A 15,269-nucleotide genomic window follows, 5' to 3' on the forward strand; every position below is an offset into this window, starting at 1 on the left:
GGACAGGCGGCCCGTGAGGGCGTTGTCGTTGGGCGGTGCCCCGTGAGGAGTACACAGGCATTACCGGCGGGGGCCGCTGGTGTCCACCGCCGGGCCGGCAGCGGTGGGGCGTTGGCCCAGTCGTGGCGGCTCTGGGGTGCGCGGTGCCTGTACGGAACGGGCGACAGCCGCTTGGGCCAGGCGGATCGCCGGGGTCCGGTCCGGGAGCTGGGCGGCTTCGCGGGCGTCGATGATGTGGCCGATCGCTTGTAGGCGCGCTTGGCTCTCGGCTTGGGCGATGCGCAGATCTGCCGCTGACCTGGTGAGCCGTTCGAGGTCGTAGAAGGCCGGCACTTGGCCGGGCCCGGTCATGCCGTGGAGGCGGTCCTGGTGGACGACGACAGCGTTGGACGAGACGACGAGCGCGGAGCGGATATGCATCGCGGAGCGCAGCAGCGGGTCCTGGACCGGGCATTGGAGGGCGAGGGTCTCCAGCTCCTCGATAGGGCGGGCCCAGGCTTTCTCGATCATCGCAGTGGCATGGTCCAAGACGGTGGCGTCGGGCATAGACGAACTCCCCTTCTCCGGAGGCGATCTGGGGGCTCGTGTCACCGCTTCTCGGTGGTGGCGTAGGCCGTGGCTTGCTCCCGAACGTCAGCGGTGGCGAGCCGGGGTCGGCGAGTCGGTCGGCGGGCTGGTCCCTGGGGTGGGACCGGGACTGCTCGGGTGGTTGGGTGCCGGGTTGGCAGTGCGGCTGCGGGCCTGCGGAGGTCGGCGGCTGTCTGCGGGTTTCGGGCGGCGCGGTGGACGGCCTGCATGACGGCGGTGCGGCGCACGTCGAGCGGAGTGGGAGCCCGCGGGCCCGCAGGCGCGGGCGGGTGCACGGGAGTGAGCGTGACCAGGTGCTCGACGTCGGGGTGGATCGCGTGGCGCTCGCGGAGCACCGGTGTGGGGTCGGTCATGGCGGCTGCGGTGGCGGCGATCAGGTGGGACGGGGTGCGGGAGCTGAAGACGGCTTCCGCGCGGGTGGCCCAACCAGGGGGCCCGGCCCACAGCGTCACGGCTTCGTCGTCGCTGCTGTAGCGGCGGTTGTCGATGAGCGCGCCGGCTTGCCGGTCGGGGGCGATGATCTCGACGGTGCCGGGCTCGGCCGGGCCGCGGGTCCAGCCGACTTCGATCAGCGGATGGATGCAGTCGGCCCAGTACAGCGATCGGGCGGCCAGGAACCGGGCCTCGCCCTGAGCGGTTTCGGCGTCGGCGTAGTCGTGGGCCAGGGCGTGGGTGAGGCCGGCGACGATCTCGGCGGGTGTGACGTGGTTGAAGGTGGCGGTCCAGCGGGGTACGGAGACGGCGTCCTCGGCTGCGCTGATCTTCCACAGCTCGAAGTCGTCGCCGAACCAGCCGATGCGGATGCGTCCGTCGGGGGAGGTGACCAGGAGTTGGCAGGGGCCGTCGTCCAAGTAGTGGTGGGGCCAGTGGGCGACGGGTGCGAAGCCGGCGTCGCCGGTCCCGCTGGACCCGGCGAGTAGCGGGGGCTGACTAGGAGCGGCTGGTCGGGGTGCTGGTCGTCGGGCTGCTGGGTGCTCATGAAGACGTGCTCCGGGGGAGGTGGGGCCCGCGCGCCGTCGTGAGCGGCGCGCGGAGCAGGGATCGGCGGGACGGCGGGTCTGGGGTCCATGAGGGTCACCTACTGCGGGAGGGGGCGGACTGGGCGGTGACGGGTGCCGGCACCGGGGCTGCGGGGCGGGGGCGTGGCTGAACAGGCCGTTCGGGGCGGCGGGGCTACGGTGCAGCGCTGCTGCCGTGCGTATGCCGTCCGGGCGCGAGGCAGCGTGGTGGGTGCGGGTGGCTGTGTCCACCGCAGCGGCAGCGGGACGGTTCGCGGTGGGGTTGCTCCAGTGCTCGAAGGCGGCGTACACCGGGCCGAGTGCCCGGCCGGCGGAAGTGAGGGTGTAGGGGTCGCCGTGCCGGGGGCCGGTGCGGGTGACCAGGCCGTCGTTCTGCAGGCGTATCAGGCGCTGCCGGGTGTAGGGGTCGTCCAGCCCGACCGTCTCGCTGATGTGGACGAACCGCATGGGCCCGCCGTCGAGGGCCTGGATCACGGAGGTGGTGTGGCGCAGGCTCAGCCGACGCACCGCGTCTCCGACGCGCTCGGCACCGGCCACACCGCCTGCCGGGAAGTGGAAGTGCTCGTGCGACCAATCCGTCAGTGCCTGGTGGACCGGGGCCAGTGACGTACCACGGCTGCTGAGCCGGTACGGGGCACGGAGGTCTTCGCCGCGGGTCAGCAGGCCGTCGGCGTGCATCTGGGCCAGCCGCCTGCCGACGAGCGGCTCGCTGACGAAAGGCAGTCGTCGGGCGATCTCCCGTACCCGCATCGGCTGGTGCTGCTGGGCCAGGGTCTGCACGACCCAGTTGGTCCACTTCGGTGCGATCAGGGACAACGCGTCCTCGATGCGCTGGGCGCGGGCGGCGCCGGTCCGCGAGGCACTGGGCTGGGCGAGGGTGGACATGAAGGACTCCAGGGGGACGGGGAAGGCTGGTGGTTCAGTGGGCGCCTTCGGCGCGGAGCAGCTGAAGAACGGCCCCAAGACGGCGGTTGCTGATGTGGATGCCGCGGTCACGAAGGGCCTGGCGCAGCGCGTCGCGAGTGAGGCGGGGCAGGCCGGCGGCGGCCTGGCGGGCGGCGTCCATCACCTCGTGGTCTTCGACAGCGCGGCCGGGCCGCTGGGACAACGGGAGGCGGCCGGCAGCGGGCTGGTCGAGCAGCAGTCGGACGTCCAGCAGATCCCACAACGCTTCGACCTGGGACTGCTCCTGCTGCTCCAGGCGCATGAGTTCGGCGATGTACGGGCGCAGGCGGTCATCTTGGAGGCTGCCGTCGGCGACGGCCTTCTGAACGCTGGTGCGCAGGGCGCGGTGCGTCGCGTGGCCTTGCTCGGCGGTCCGTTCCAGAACGGTCAGTCGGCGCAGCACGATCGGCAGGACGGGGTCGGCCGAGCGGTTGCGGACAACCTCGTCGCGGAGATGCTCCAGCGGGCGGCCGTACCGGTGCTCTACCAGGCGGCGGGTGTGGACAGCAGTGGTGGGCATGGCATTTTCCTTCGTTCAGGTCAGCGGGAGCGGGTCGGCTTCGTCTGACCAGCGGGGCCGACGGCAGGGGGTACCGCCGGCCGCGAGTTGAGGGAGTTCGGGGCGCTGCGGCTGAGAGCGGCGACGCCCTCGGCGACCTGCAGGGCTGTTTGGCCCAGCGCGGTGAGCGACAGGAGCTGCCCCTGTGAGGGCGTTGTGGTGGTGTCAAGGTCGAGCAGGCCGTCGGCGAGCATCCGCTCGACGGTCTGCGCCCAGACCGGGACGAGAATGCCGGTGCCGTCGGATAGGTAGCGGTCCTGCTCGGACAGCGCGCTCTGCTTCAACCGCAGCCCGCCGCGCTCGACGGCCCGCAACGCCTGAAGCTGCCGACCGCCGGCAACGGCCCAGTCGTCGTTCCGACCCGGTGCCTCTTCCTCCATTCGCTCCGGTGCAAGGTCGCGCTCCTCGGCTGCCGCGTCAGTCACTTCGGGAAGCAGCCGCCGGTACCCGGCTACTGCTCGGGCCAGTTGCTGGTACGCCGTGTCCCGGCGGGCTGCGAGCAGTTCGAGCTGCGGGCCGGCGGCGCCCAGGAGTCCGTACGCACCGCGCATCTGGGGGGCTTTGCCCTGGGAGATCGGTTCGAGAGTCTCGATCGCCGCCTTCGCGGCGCGGGTGAGGTCGGCGTGCAGGTCGTCGGTCTCGTGAGCAGCGGTGGCGACGAGCCTGCCCACGATGTCCAGGGGACTGCGCAGCGGGTGGCGGTCGCTGAGTTCCCAGGGCTCGTCGACACCGAGTTCGGCTGCGACCAGGTGCGCGCCGGGCCGGACGGAGGGGTCGTGGGGGTTCACCGGGCCGTCTCCATCCGGGTCAGCAGGGTGCGCACCAGCGTCGGCAAACTGTCGGAGCCTTCGCCGATGCGCAGGTGGCCGTTGGCGTCACCCAGCACGTGTGCCGCGTCCTCGGCGAGGCCGCCGGCGATCTCCATGCAGGCGTCGGTGATCCGGGCCGCGGCCAGCAGTGACAGCGAGAGAAGGCGCACGTACTGGTCAGGTCGGCGGTCTCGGCGGCGGCGCGGACGGCCGCCAGCTCCAGCACGCTGAACCCGAAGCCGGCCCGGGCCGTGCTGTCTTCTCGGGGCAGGAGCGACGCGAGGTCGGGATCGGGAGGCCCGGCGGGGATGCCGACCTGGATGCAGATGTGATCGACGGTGTCGGTCAGCTCGGCGAGGGATTCGGTGAGCCAGCCCAGGGCGGCGGCGTAGGAGGCGAGCGCGAACAGCCCCGCGGGGGTGTCGGGCCATGCCTCGGCGAGGACGTCCTCCAGCCGGTCGTTCAGTTCGCTGACGACCGCGGGCCCGGCGGACAGTACGCCCAGGACCGGGTGCAGGTAGGAGCGAGCGGCCGGCGTGGGGTATTCGGCGCTCACGAGAGCGGAGACGCTGCACGCGGCGCCGGTGAGCAGATCGGCCAGCTCGGTGCGGGACAGCGCAGTGCGGTCGGCGGTCATCGGGTGGTCTTCCGGGCGGTGGCCGATGTGCTGGTGCTGTACGCGGCCGGGGAGGTCGAAGAGCCGGCGGCAAGGCTCGCGGCGTGGGGGAGCGGGACCGGGCAGCGCGGATGCGGGCCGCCGTCGCCGGGTCCGGCAGTGGCGTCTGGGTTCGGCCGGTGCGGTGCTGGGCGGCGCGGTAGACCGCGTAGTCCGCGCGGGGCCGGCGGCGACCAGGTACACCTCGCGCTCGTGCTTGGAGGTGGCCGGTGCGGGCCGGAACTGCACGACGAGCCGGTGGCTGGCCCAGTCGGTTCCCACACCGAGGATGACCTTGTGGAAGCCTTCGAGCCGGCCCTGCAGGCGCTTGGCGACGCGTTCGCCGTTGACGAGGTCCTGCAGGTGCAGCAGTGCCTGGTCACGGATGGGTTCGGGCAGGTTGCGCAGGTCGGCGAGAGCGTCTGGGTGGGCGGCGAAGGCGCGCCGGGGCAGGCTCACAGCGACCTCCCCGGACCCGGCCGCTGGCCCGCGCTGGTGAACGGCGCGGGAAGGGCGTCGAGGCCGCATGCCGTGGCACGCGGGGCGCGGGTCGAGCGGGCGAGCGCGACGCGCCTGCGCACGCCATCGGCGTCGCGGTGGTCCTCGGGCGGCTGCGGCAGCGGGGTGTCGCGGTCCTCCAACCACTGCCGGGCGGTGCCCTCGTCGGGAAACGCGCCCTCGCGCACGGTGTAGGTGCGAGCTGCGGGGTCGACCACCGCAAGGAAGACGCGGACCGGGTTGTCGGCTGCGGCGCTGTCACGCACGAGGGTCCAGTTCTCGCACGGGGCGTCATCCCGCGTCCACGTATCGAGGACCTCGTAGCGCTGCCCGCCCTCGCGGATCGCCTGCTCCAGCCGCAGGGTCTGCTCGTCAGCCGCTTTCACGAAGTCGCCCTCGGCCAGGGCGATCTTGTCGGGCGGGCAGCCGCGCTCGATCAGCCAGGCTTGCGCGAACGGCAGACCGGCGTGGTACTCGGATTCCAGGGTGAACGTGCCCAGACTGAAGTCGCGGGCGACCTCGATCGAGACGAGCTGCGGTGCCCCTGGCACTCCCCAGGTCGCGGACGTGTCGTGGGCGACGACGTAACTGTGCGACCTGTGCGGAGCGGTGTGGTACGCGGCCAGTACCTTCAGGTCAGCGGCCCACAGCACGCTCTCGGTCTGTTCGGAGCCGAGATCGGCGGGGACGAGGCCGTCCAGGGCGAGGTCGAGTTCGGCGGTCACTGGGCGCCGCCCGCCGTCGAGGGGGTTGTTGCCGCGGGCGCCGGTGTGGCGAGGACTCGGTGGGTCGGGCGGACCGGGCTGGTGGTGCACGCGGCGAACGGCCCGTCGGGAGCGCGCAGTTGGGCCAAGGTGTGGTCGAGGTGGTCGCGGTGCCAGGTGGAGGGGCCGGCGAGTCCGGCGTCGGCGTCGGTGAGTTGCTGCCAGGCCAGCCACAGGCCGTGGAGGCGGGCGACGGCTTCCAGGTGCTCGTACCAGCGGTCGCACCAGGGGCGGGTGGTGCTGATCTCGCGGCCGTAGACCGGCAGGAGCAGGTGGTCGACCCAGTTGGCGAGCGCGGCCAGCTCGGCGGCGTACGCATCGCCGCCGAGCGCCAGGATGAACACGCTGGGCGGACCGCTGTCCGGCGCGGCGCCGGCGTCCGCTGCGACGGGGCCAGCATCGTCGGCCGGCGCGGCAGCAGAGGCAGAAGTGTCGGGTTCGACGGCGAGGCGGTCGAGGATGACGCCGTGGTGTCGGACCTCGGCGATGGTCGCGGCGAGGGTGCTGGCGAGGTCGTCGAGGTCCTCGTCGGCGACGCGGAACGGCTCCGGCTCGGTTCCGGGTTCGGGTACGGCCGGGGTGGTTTCGGGCATGGCGCTTCCAGGAGTGGGTGAGCAGGTCGGAGGCGGTGCGCGCGGAAGCGGCGTTCTTCTGGAGACCACGGCGGTGCTCCTCGGGGAGGTCGGCATGGGGGAGAGGGTTGCGGAGGATCGGTGATTTGGCCGGTCCGGGGAAAAGCGGTAGTGCGGCTACGTACCGGCGCAGCGGGAGCAGCGGCGGAAGGGTGGTGCCAGCAACTGCACTGCCCCGGCAGCTTGTTGGGGGATGACGCCGTTGCCCAGCGCGGTGAGCTGGGCGGGTCGGCCGAGACCGGGCGTAGCAGTCACCCAGCCGTCGGGCAGGCCCTGCATCCACTCGACGAAGCGCGGATGCAGCCGCCCGCCGGCATCGGTCGGCGGCGGCGCGGGACGGGTGAGCATCTCCCACCGGGCGACGGCGGCGCCGTACGGCCCCCACCGTCCGTCAGCCCCTCCTCCTCCGGGGTCGTCCGCGCCCACAGCGGCAGGACCACCGCCGACAGCGGCGGACGCCAGCCCGCGCCCGGACGGCGCCCGGGGGTGCCGGTGTCGCTCGCCCGGGGGGTGGGCAGCAGCGAGGCCGCCGCCGAGGCGAGAGTGAGGTCGCCGTTGCCGTGCCGCTGGTTCGGCGAGCCCTTGATCCCGTCCGATGCCTTCGGAGTCCGCAGCAGCCACTCCACCTCGTCCGCCAGGTTCGGCCCGTGACCACCGTTCTTCCTCTTGCCCGGGTGCTGGGAGCCGCCGTTGCTGCCGATGTTGCTCGTCGGCGTCTTGAGGAGCCGGCTCGGCGGGCCAGGCCGTGAGGAAGACGCGTTCGCGGCGGTGGGGTGCTCCGACGTCGCTGGCGCGCAGCACGAGCCATCGCGTGTCGTACCGGAGGTCGGCCAGGGAGCCGAGTACGGCGCCAAGTGCCCGCAGATCGTGGTCTGGCCGGTCTCCCAGACACCACGGGCAGAGTTCCACGTCACCAGCGCGACGAGCGGCGGAGCTGGTGAGGAGTCCTCGGACATTCTCGATCACCACCAGGCAAGGGCGGAGGGCCTCGACGGCACGGGCGACGTGCAGCCACAGCCCCGAGCGGGTGTCGGGCGCGAGTCCGGCGCGGCAGCCGGCGACCGAGACGTCTTTGACACGGGAAGCCCGCGGTCAGCACGCACACCCGCGGTACGTCACCCCAGTTGACCGTCGTGATGTCGCCGTAGTTGGGCACGCCGGGCCAGTGGCGGGCCAGGATGCGGGAGGCGTTCGGGTCGCTCTCGGCATGCCAGACCACGGCGCCGCCGAGCGCGGCCTGCACACCAAGATCCAGGCCGCCATAGCCGGAGCAGAGGCTCCCTATTGCGGGCGCGGTGTTCGACGTCCCGGTCATGAGCGGCTTTTCGCATCCGTAGCCGGTGTCGTTGGAGGTGGCGCCGGGACAACTGGGACGGCACAGGCGGCGGGGGCGGCCCTTCGAGGGCCGCGAGATTGAGCCGCGCGAAGGCGTTCCTCGGTCGCGCGGCGTTTCGCCGTGTACCGCAGCCTCGCGGCCGCCTCGGTCAGGGCATCGCGGGCGGTACCCAGATACGTGGCGGTCCGGCCTCGGGCGAAGGGCGTGTTGACGTCCGGGCGGTCGTAGTCCGCCGCGAAGTGGTCGATGAACAAGTGGGCGTCCTGTGCGGCGGCCATCTCGTTGAGCGCCCGGCCGAGGTTGCCGATGACCAACGTCAGGTCCGACGCGATGATGGCGTACCCCGCAGGGTCGGCGGGCCCGGTGGCACCCAGCGCCGTCAGTGTGCGGTTGAGCTGGGAGTCCAGACGTACCGCAAGGCTGACGACGGCCGTGAGGGCCTCGGCCAGGCGCTCCTGGGACCGGTCCGGCGTGCTGTAGGACGTCGGCATGGTGTGCAGCACGCCCGCGAAGGCGTCGGCCAGGGCTTCGAGTTCGGTGACGGAGCTGGGTGAAGACGGCTCGTGGAGGGGTGGCTGGTTCATGGGCGGCTCCGGGTTGACGGGCGCACGTGCGGTGCGGGTGGGGCACCGGTGCGGCGGGCGTCGGCGGGGGCGGTTTTGGCGATGGCGCGCTTGGTGATGGCCTGGGTCGCGGCGGCTGAGGCCGGGGCGATGTGGCGGGCGGAGGGCCCCTTGAACCAGGGGCGGAGGTTCAGCATCGCGGGGCGCAGGCCGGTGGCGAAGAGGAGGGCCCTGCCTTTGGGGAGGGCGCGAATCGCGTCCGGGGGCAGGATGCGCTCGGTGCGCATGCTGACCGAGGTGGACTTGCCGGACTCGCTGGTGGACACCGAGGTGGTCGGCACCTCGTGCTCACCGATCATGCGGGAGAGCCGGTCGGCGAAGTCGGCGTCGTCGATCCCCGATCCGACGATCTTGACGGTGGCCGCGGACCACAGGGCGTCCATGCCGGTCTCGCCCCAGACGCGCTGGCCCTGCCGGTAGGACTGCAGGATCGTGATCGGGATGACGCCGCGGCTGCCCAGGTGCGAGTACAGGTCGGGCAGGTCGGAGATTTTGCAGACGTTGGCGGCTTCGTCCAGGACGCACAGTGCGGGGTGGGTCGAGCCGGCCGCCGGAGCGCTCGGCGACGACGACGGCGGCGCGCATGACGGCGTCGGCCGCGGCGGCGATGATGGCGCTCGCGCTGCCGCCGCCGTCCTTGCTGAGCAGGTACAGCGTGTCGCGGGAGGTCGCGAAGGCCGTCGGCTTGAATTCCGGCAGATGCGGGGCGGGGGTGACCCAGGCGGCGACCTCGGGGTCCAGCAGGCAGCTGGCGTACTGCCGTGCCGTCTCGTAGATGCCGTCGCGGGTCTCGGTGGCGCCGGAGACGGTGCCCTGGAGCTGGGCGGCGACCGCGTGGTGGCCCGCGTCGGTGAGCAGGTCGACGGGGGTGCGGTCGGCCGGCGAGGCGAGCCAGGCGAGTGCGTCGGTGATCGGCCGCCGGTGTGAGGCCGCGGCGAGGAAGAGGGCGCCGAGGGTGTTGCTGGCGGCGGTGGACCAGAAGTCCGAGCCCGCCGCCTCGTCCACCGACGCGGCGACGAAGTGCCCGGCGAGGCGTTTGGCGCCGGCCAGGTCGCGGGCGTCGGCGAGGATGTCCCACCACATCTGCCGCGGGTGGTGGGCGATCTGCTGCGGGTCCAGCGTCCACACGGTGCCGACCGCGGCGCGGGCGTCGACGGTGGCGGTGAAGGCGTCGTTGGCGGCCTTGTTGGAGGTGAGCAGCACCGGTCCGGGGGCGGCGAGGATCGCGGGGACCGCCAGCCCGGACGTCTTGCCCGAGCGTGGCGCCATGACGGCGACCAGGACGTCCTCCCAGCTGGCGCGGACCTCGGCGCGGCCGGGGGAGAGCGTGCCGAGGAGGATGCCGCGGTCAGCGGGCGCGACCTCTTTTACGCTCCCGGCCGGCCAGGCTCGGCCGCAACTCCTGCGCCTTGGTGGTGATCTCCCGGCCGAGCAGCGGGGCCAGGTCCGCGGCGCCGGCGAGACCGGTCTTCGCGCCGCCGCGCAGACGCAGCCACAGGACACCGGTTGCCGCGAGCAGTCCGAGAGTGAGCAGGCCCGGGACGACGCGCGCTCCGACCAGCAGAGCGGTGGCGCCCAGGTGCGGCCACAGCACATCCGGGTGAAGCAGGGCGTCGCCAACCCGGAACGGCGCCCAGGAGCCTGCGCCGACAGCGGAGTTGGTGAGGTTGCCGGTGAGCCAGGCCAGCGAGCCGAAGGCGAGAACGGCACCGAGGACGCCGAACAGCAGGTACAGGAGGGCGTCGGTTCCGGCGGTGGTGGAGGGCGGGCGGGTACGCGAAGGAGGCATGGCGGGTTCCAGAAGTCTGGGGCAGCGGAACGGTCTGCGGCGGGGCAGCCGGTTCTTGAGCGCGTGGGTGCCGTCGGCGCGGGGGTCACGCGGTGACCGTCAGGGTGAGGCGGTCGGTGAGCAGCGCGAGCCGGTCGCGGGCCTGCTCGGGGCTGTCGGCGGTGACGATGAGGAAGCCCACCCGGGCGGTGGTCAGATCGCCGTGCGGGGGGAGGGTGACGCGGTCGCCGGGCTCGCGCAGCCAGGTCGCCTGGTGCAGCCAGTGGGGCTCGGCGCCGGGCCTGACCGGGAGGCGGACGGTGTCGAGCGTGCCGCTGACCGGCGGGTAGAGGATCGTGATCGCGGCGGTGCGGTGTGCCGTGGCCGTCAGGGCGGGAACGTTTCCGCAGGCGATGTCGGCGGCGATCCGGGGCAGGTCGAGGCCGGTGGCGAGCCGGACGAGCGTGCCGATCAAGTCACCGCCGATACGGGCGTTGACCTCGATGATCCGCGGGCCGGAGGTGGTCAGCCGCATTTCGACGTGCTGGATGCCGGCGCTGATGCCCAGCGCGCGTACCGCCTGCGCGGCGATGGGGGCGACGTGCGGCAGCAGCGGGTCACCTGCGGTGACGGTGTGGCCGGTCTCCTCGAAGTACGGAGCGAAGCCGACCTCCTTGCGGGTGACGGCGAGCGCGGTCGTCGCGCCGCCGACGGTGGCGCACTCCACGCTGATCTCCGGGCCGCGCAGGTACTCCTCCACCAGGACACCGCGCCCTTCCGGGCCCTGTGCGCTCGCTCCGGCGGCGGCGAACTCCCAGCGGTGCGGCAGCTCGTCGGGGTCGTCGACGCGGATGACGCCGATGCTGGCCGCGTGCGAGGCGGGCTTGAGGACGACCGGGTAGCCGATCCGTGAGGCGGCGGCGGTGGCCTGGGTCAGGTCGCGCACCCGGATGGACCGGGCGGAGGGCACGCCGTGTTCGGCGAGCAGGCGCCGGGTGGCGGCCTTGTCGCGGGCGGCGTTCATCGAGGCGACGGTGCTGCCCGGTACGCCGAGCCGGGCGGCGAGGGCCGCCGCGGGCACGAGGGCGTACTCGTCCCAGGTGACGACCCCCGCGATGGCGTGCCGTTCGGCCAGGGCGAGGCCGGCGGCGGTGACGGCGACCGGGTCGCGGGTGTCGGCGACCTCGTGGTCCACGACCAGGTCGCCCTGCCACGTCGGCGGCTTGGCGTCGATCAGCGCGATGTCGTACGCAGCGGCGACCTGCTTCGTGCAGTAACCCCGGTACACCGGGTCGGTGCCGGCGACGACGATCAGCACAGGGCGGGCGGATCGGGACATCGGGAAGCCTCCAACAGGCGGGAATCGGGTGAACGAGGAGAGGGTGAACGGGAGCAGCCGGGGGCGGGGGCGCAGTTCGGCGGGGGCGCTCACGCGCGGCTCGTGGGCTGGAGCGTGCGCTGGTCCGCCGTCGTCGGCGCGGGAGCAGCGGGCGGTGGGTCGCCGACGGGTCGGTGGCGCCGCAGGCCGGCGAAGGATGCGGTCAGCATCAGGCCCTGCAAGACTGCGCAGGCCAGCAGCAGATGGGGCAGGCCGGTGGCGGGCACGACAGCGACGAGTGCCCCGGCCGTGGGCAGCGGCACCAGCATCACGATGATCGTCACGGCCAGGGTCGAGCCGAAGCCGTCGCGCGGGATGAGGTGGGCGCGCAGGGTGCGGAGCACGACCGTCATCGCCCCTTCGGACGCCATCACCAGTGCGACTGCCGCGGTGTAGAAGGCGAAACCGGGTGCCAGGGCGGTGGCCGTGCAGGCGCCGGTGGCGACCGCGGCGGCGACGGCGCCCACCGGCCACACCTGCCAGCGGTCGATGGCCCGGCGCGTCACCCACACGGCCAGCAGGGAGGCGACGGCGGCCGTGCTCCACACCGCGCCGACCGAGGCCGTGGAGCAGCGGAACCGGCGGATGACCGTGATCGGGGCCGCCGCCTGCAGCACACCGGTGGCGAGGTTGGACACCGCGAACCCCGCGACCAGCCAGGCCAGCGCGGGAGAGCGCCGCACGGTCCGCCAACCCGACCGCAGACCGGCCGACGTACCCCCGCGCTCGGTCGAACCGCCACCCGGCGCGCAGACCGCAGCGGCCAGGGCCAGCACCGCGACGACCGCCATCAAGACTCTGCTTCCGACAAGCAGCAGGAGCCCGCCGAGCAGCGGACCGACGAGAGCAGCCCCCTGGTCGATCCCCGTCTGCGCGGCCTGGACCCGATGCGGCTGCAGCGCGCGACGGCCGGCCTCGGCGCCCAGCGTCTCCACCGCCACGTACGAGACCTCCGCCAGCAGGCCCGACGCGGCTCCGAACGCCAGAACCACGCCCGTTACCGCCGTGCCGGTGGGCGGCAGGACCAGCAACACCGCGCTGGTGAACGCGACCGTGGCAGCACGGACCAGATTGGCGACGCGGAAGACACGGCCGGCACTGAAACGGTCGACCAGCGCGCCTGCGAAAGCGAACGCGCTCAGCCGCGGGGTCCACTCCAGCACGAACGCCACGCCGGTCAGCGCCGTCGAACCGGTGGTGATCAGCACCAGCAGCGGAATCGCGTACGCAGCGGTCGCGCCGGCCAGCGCGTCGGTGGCACGCACCAGATACATGCCCGTCAGCCCGGCGGACGCCGGACGCGCCCGGGTCTTGAGGGTCACCACCGTGTTCATCGGGCCCGCGGACCGGTCTGCGGGCCCGGGACGCACGCGGATGCCGGCGGGTGCGGCGCGGCGGACGCCGCAGTGCGCACGGCTCCGGCTTGGATGGCGGGGGAAGGGGCCACCGCCGCCTCACGCACGCCCGGCAGATACGGCAGCGGCGTCCTGATCTGCGCCAACTCGTGCCCTACACCTGGAAGCTCACCTTCTGCCGCGGTGACGAACTCAGCGGCAACGGCGAAACGGTCAGCGAGCTGGTGCGCCTCGTCGTCCAGGTCGGTGACCTGCTCGCCGGCGGCCTCCAGTGCTTCACGCACCCGCTCCAGCACGCCGTGCTCGGGGTGCACGAGCCGTCCGACGGCGTCGCCGAGTTCCCCGCCGCTGCGGGCTCCGCGGATCTGGTCGATCAACTGCAGCAGGTGGTCGTCCAGCGACTGCTCAGCGGGCGCTGCCTGCGTCCGGTCCAGCGCGGGGTCGAGGTCGACGGTGTAGCGGGCGGCGCGGAGCATCTCGGCGGCGTGCGAGGCGACGGCGGCCTGCTCCTCGCGCGCCATCGAGGTCGGAAGCCGGTGCCGGGGGCCGTACCAGTCGTTGGCGAAGGCGAACCCGGCGTGGTCGAGAAGGGACTGGGCAAGGCTGTCGCCACCGCGGGCGACGACGCTGCCGCTCGGCTCGGCGGCGATGGTGACGGTGATGGGCATTGAGTTCTCCGGTAGAGAGGATTGGGCGCTGAACAGGCCAGCACGGCTCAGGTCGCGGCGGCGGTCGAAGCGGACTGAGCACACCCACAGCGGCAGCTCGGGCACCTGGGAACCGCGCCGTTCGACGGTGACTCCCAAGGCGTGGGCCAGTTGAGGCAACGTTTCGGTGTAATTGGCAAAGCCGACCGGTTTGCAGTGGCAATCACCGAGCACCAGACGGGAAATCTCTGGTCGCCGCGCCCACTGCGCGACCAGAGGTGGGCGAACAGGCCGGCGGTGTGGCCGACACGCATGAAGGAGGGCGATGACGAGCTGACCTCGACGGAGACTAGAAGGGCGGGGGCCGGGCAGGTCGTGCTTTCGAGTGACGAGAATCCGCACCACCGTCGATTTGGCCCGTCCGGCAATCGGTGATAGAAGACGCCCGCTCAGCGGTGCACCGTGAACGACCCCTAGCAGTTGGGACGACGCCCCGCGCGTCCAGGCCGGTACAGACTTGGCCGAACGTCGCCGTTGTCCCCGGTCGGCGTGGGCACGGGTGGTCACCGTAGGGCAGCCGGTCAGGGCGCCACGACAGGGCGCGAGGTGACTGAGCTTTTCCCGCGTTGTCCCTCCGGGATGAGGAGGGCTTTGGTGGTGACGCTCGTGCGGTTGGGGCCGATGCGGGACTGCGTGCCCGAGCTACGACCACGGCCGCCGTTGGATGGGCGGCGTTCGGCGGTGGTGACACAGTCGCCCGCACCGACATAGGCCATGTCGGCGAGGATCGGGACCCCCTAGCGACCGCAGATCAGGAAGACCTTGTGGGTGCGGGTGGCTGTGAGGTCGTGGGTCCGGCCCGGGCAGCGCGGGCGGACAGTCACAGGACCTCGCCGGCCGGGTCGGTGATGACTGCACGTTCACCCCGCGACGCTTGTGCTTCGAGGAACAGTGGGCCCTGCCGTCGCCGACACGGTTGCATTCTGCGAGCGTGCCGTTCAGGAGAACGTAGTCTCGGTCGTGCGCGCACAACGTCCTCAGCAGGCCCGGCGCCTGCTCGGCGAGCAGGCCGGTGACCGCGGTGACGTGGGTGTGTGCGATGCCGACGATACGGGCAAGAGTGTTGTGCCGACGCAGGTATACAAGAGCGACCAACGCACGGCGGGGCGGTGAGAGTTTGCATCACCGGTGACCCTCACAGGTGACAATGAGCATCGTGACCCACGCGACCAGGGCATGAGGTAGGTCGTGCGCCAGGATACGGAACCAACAGGGCTCCCGCGCCGCTGAGCTGAGACGTCGAACGCCTCACTCACAGCGGCGAACACAATGAGTTGATCTGTCGCAGGGTGATGAGGCAGCAGGCGAGTTCGCGAAAGGCTTCGTGGGCGTCGGCTCTGCGTTTCCAGCGGATGCGCAGTCGCTTGAAACCGTGGTGGCAGGCGAAGGTGCGCTCCACGACCCAGCGGTAGGTGCCCAACCCGGGCGCCGTGCCGGGTTTCGCGGCGTGCGAGGGCTGGCACGATGCGGCGGGTGCGGACTTGGTCGCGGTAGACGTCGTGGTTGTAGCCGCGGTCTGCGAAGAGCGAAGTCGGCTTTCGGTGAGGTCGTCCGCGTCGGCCACGGATCGCGTCGATCAGCGGCAAGAGCTGGGTGATGTCGTTGCGGTTGCCGCCTGTGGGCCCCTGCGGTT

At 72.4% G+C, this 15,269-nt stretch carries 13 protein-coding genes and 3 pseudogenes; 1 reads left to right on the forward strand and 15 read right to left on the reverse strand.

Annotated features, from left to right (window positions below):
• Positions 1–60 precede the first annotated feature (60 nt).
• Positions 61–510: a hypothetical protein gene (locus VSR01_RS22395; protein WP_326450953.1), complete on the reverse strand. Its 450-nt coding sequence runs from the start codon at positions 508–510 to the stop codon at positions 61–63.
• Positions 511–587: 77 nt separating this feature from the next.
• Complete coding sequence (locus tag VSR01_RS22400; protein ID WP_326450954.1) at positions 588–2,492, reverse strand: DUF317 domain-containing protein; 1,905 nt, start codon at positions 2,490–2,492, stop codon at positions 588–590.
• Between the two features lie 37 nt (positions 2,493–2,529).
• Here VSR01_RS22400 and VSR01_RS22405 point away from each other — a divergent pair, with 37 nt between their 5' ends.
• Complete coding sequence (locus VSR01_RS22405) at positions 2,530–3,120, forward strand: hypothetical protein (protein ID WP_326450955.1); 591 nt, start codon at positions 2,530–2,532, stop codon at positions 3,118–3,120.
• Here VSR01_RS22405 and VSR01_RS22410 read toward each other — a convergent pair.
• The 13 genes and pseudogenes from VSR01_RS22410 to VSR01_RS22475 form a co-directional block, all read right to left on the reverse strand.
• Positions 3,093–3,899: a hypothetical protein gene (locus tag VSR01_RS22410; RefSeq protein WP_326450956.1), complete on the reverse strand. Its 807-nt coding sequence runs from the start codon at positions 3,897–3,899 to the stop codon at positions 3,093–3,095. The two genes, VSR01_RS22405 and VSR01_RS22410, sit on opposite strands and share 28 nt — an antisense overlap.
• Positions 3,900–3,918: 19 nt before the next feature.
• Entirely contained in the window at positions 3,919–5,034 is a 1,116-nt protein-coding gene (locus VSR01_RS22415; RefSeq protein WP_326450957.1) for a hypothetical protein, read from the reverse strand.
• A complete protein-coding gene (locus tag VSR01_RS22420; RefSeq protein ID WP_326450958.1) occupies positions 5,031–5,798 on the reverse strand; it encodes a glycosyl hydrolase in 768 nt (255 codons plus the stop codon). The genes VSR01_RS22415 and VSR01_RS22420 overlap by 4 nt, the downstream gene beginning before the upstream one ends.
• On the reverse strand, positions 5,795–6,430 hold the full coding sequence (locus tag VSR01_RS22425; protein WP_326450959.1) for a DUF4913 domain-containing protein: 636 nt from the start codon (positions 6,428–6,430) through the stop codon (positions 5,795–5,797). The genes VSR01_RS22420 and VSR01_RS22425 overlap by 4 nt, the downstream gene beginning before the upstream one ends.
• 156 nt (positions 6,431–6,586) lie before the next feature.
• On the reverse strand, positions 6,587–7,486 hold the full coding sequence (locus tag VSR01_RS22430) for a DNA cytosine methyltransferase (RefSeq protein WP_442785698.1): 900 nt from the start codon (positions 7,484–7,486) through the stop codon (positions 6,587–6,589).
• On the reverse strand, positions 7,380–7,784 hold the full coding sequence (locus VSR01_RS22440) for a DNA cytosine methyltransferase (protein ID WP_326450960.1): 405 nt from the start codon (positions 7,782–7,784) through the stop codon (positions 7,380–7,382). The genes VSR01_RS22430 and VSR01_RS22440 overlap by 107 nt, the downstream gene beginning before the upstream one ends.
• A complete protein-coding gene (locus VSR01_RS22445) occupies positions 7,781–8,389 on the reverse strand; it encodes a hypothetical protein (RefSeq protein WP_326450961.1) in 609 nt (202 codons plus the stop codon). The genes VSR01_RS22440 and VSR01_RS22445 overlap by 4 nt, the downstream gene beginning before the upstream one ends.
• Positions 8,386–10,217 (reverse strand): annotated as a pseudogene (locus VSR01_RS22450) (type IV secretory system conjugative DNA transfer family protein). The gene VSR01_RS22445 and the pseudogene VSR01_RS22450 overlap by 4 nt, the downstream one beginning before the upstream one ends.
• 85 nt (positions 10,218–10,302) lie before the next feature.
• On the reverse strand, positions 10,303–11,535 hold the full coding sequence (locus VSR01_RS22455; protein ID WP_326450962.1) for an ATP-grasp domain-containing protein: 1,233 nt from the start codon (positions 11,533–11,535) through the stop codon (positions 10,303–10,305).
• Positions 11,536–11,624: 89 nt separating this feature from the next.
• Positions 11,625–12,908, reverse strand: coding sequence for an MFS transporter (locus VSR01_RS22460; protein ID WP_326450963.1), 1,284 nt, complete (start codon positions 12,906–12,908; stop codon positions 11,625–11,627).
• Positions 12,905–13,597 carry a hypothetical protein gene (locus VSR01_RS22465; protein WP_326450964.1) on the reverse strand — a complete coding sequence of 231 codons (693 nt, stop codon included), beginning with the start codon at positions 13,595–13,597 and terminating at the stop codon, positions 12,905–12,907. Before VSR01_RS22465 ends, VSR01_RS22460 begins: the two co-directional genes overlap by 4 nt.
• 560 nt (positions 13,598–14,157) lie before the next feature.
• A pseudogene (locus tag VSR01_RS22470) lies at positions 14,158–14,846 on the reverse strand (transposase family protein).
• 42 nt (positions 14,847–14,888) lie between these two features.
• Positions 14,889–15,255, reverse strand: a pseudogene (locus VSR01_RS22475) (transposase); the annotation flags it as partial.
• Positions 15,256–15,269: the final 14 nt, after the last annotated feature.

The organism is Actinacidiphila sp. DG2A-62 (assembly GCF_035825295.1).
In the GTDB taxonomy this organism is placed as follows: Bacteria; Actinomycetota; Actinomycetes; order Streptomycetales; family Streptomycetaceae; genus Actinacidiphila.

Coding starts and splice junctions, on each gene's coding strand:
- VSR01_RS22400 (WP_326450954.1), bottom strand. CDS start 2,492: ATGTCCACCCTCGCCCAGCCCAGTGCCTCGCGGACCGGCGCCGCCCGC.
- VSR01_RS22425 (WP_326450959.1), bottom strand. CDS start 6,430: ATGCCCGAAACCACCCCGGCCGTACCCGAACCCGGAACCGAGCCGGAG.
- VSR01_RS22460 (WP_326450963.1), bottom strand. CDS start 12,908: ATGAACACGGTGGTGACCCTCAAGACCCGGGCGCGTCCGGCGTCCGCC.
- VSR01_RS22440 (WP_326450960.1), bottom strand. CDS start 7,784: ATGACCGGGACGTCGAACACCGCGCCCGCAATAGGGAGCCTCTGCTCC.
- VSR01_RS22455 (WP_326450962.1), bottom strand. CDS start 11,535: ATGTCCCGATCCGCCCGCCCTGTGCTGATCGTCGTCGCCGGCACCGAC.
- VSR01_RS22445 (WP_326450961.1), bottom strand. CDS start 8,389: ATGAACCAGCCACCCCTCCACGAGCCGTCTTCACCCAGCTCCGTCACC.
- VSR01_RS22395 (WP_326450953.1), bottom strand. CDS start 510: ATGATCGAGAAAGCCTGGGCCCGCCCTATCGAGGAGCTGGAGACCCTC.
- VSR01_RS22465 (WP_326450964.1), bottom strand. CDS start 13,597: ATGCCCATCACCGTCACCATCGCCGCCGAGCCGAGCGGCAGCGTCGTC.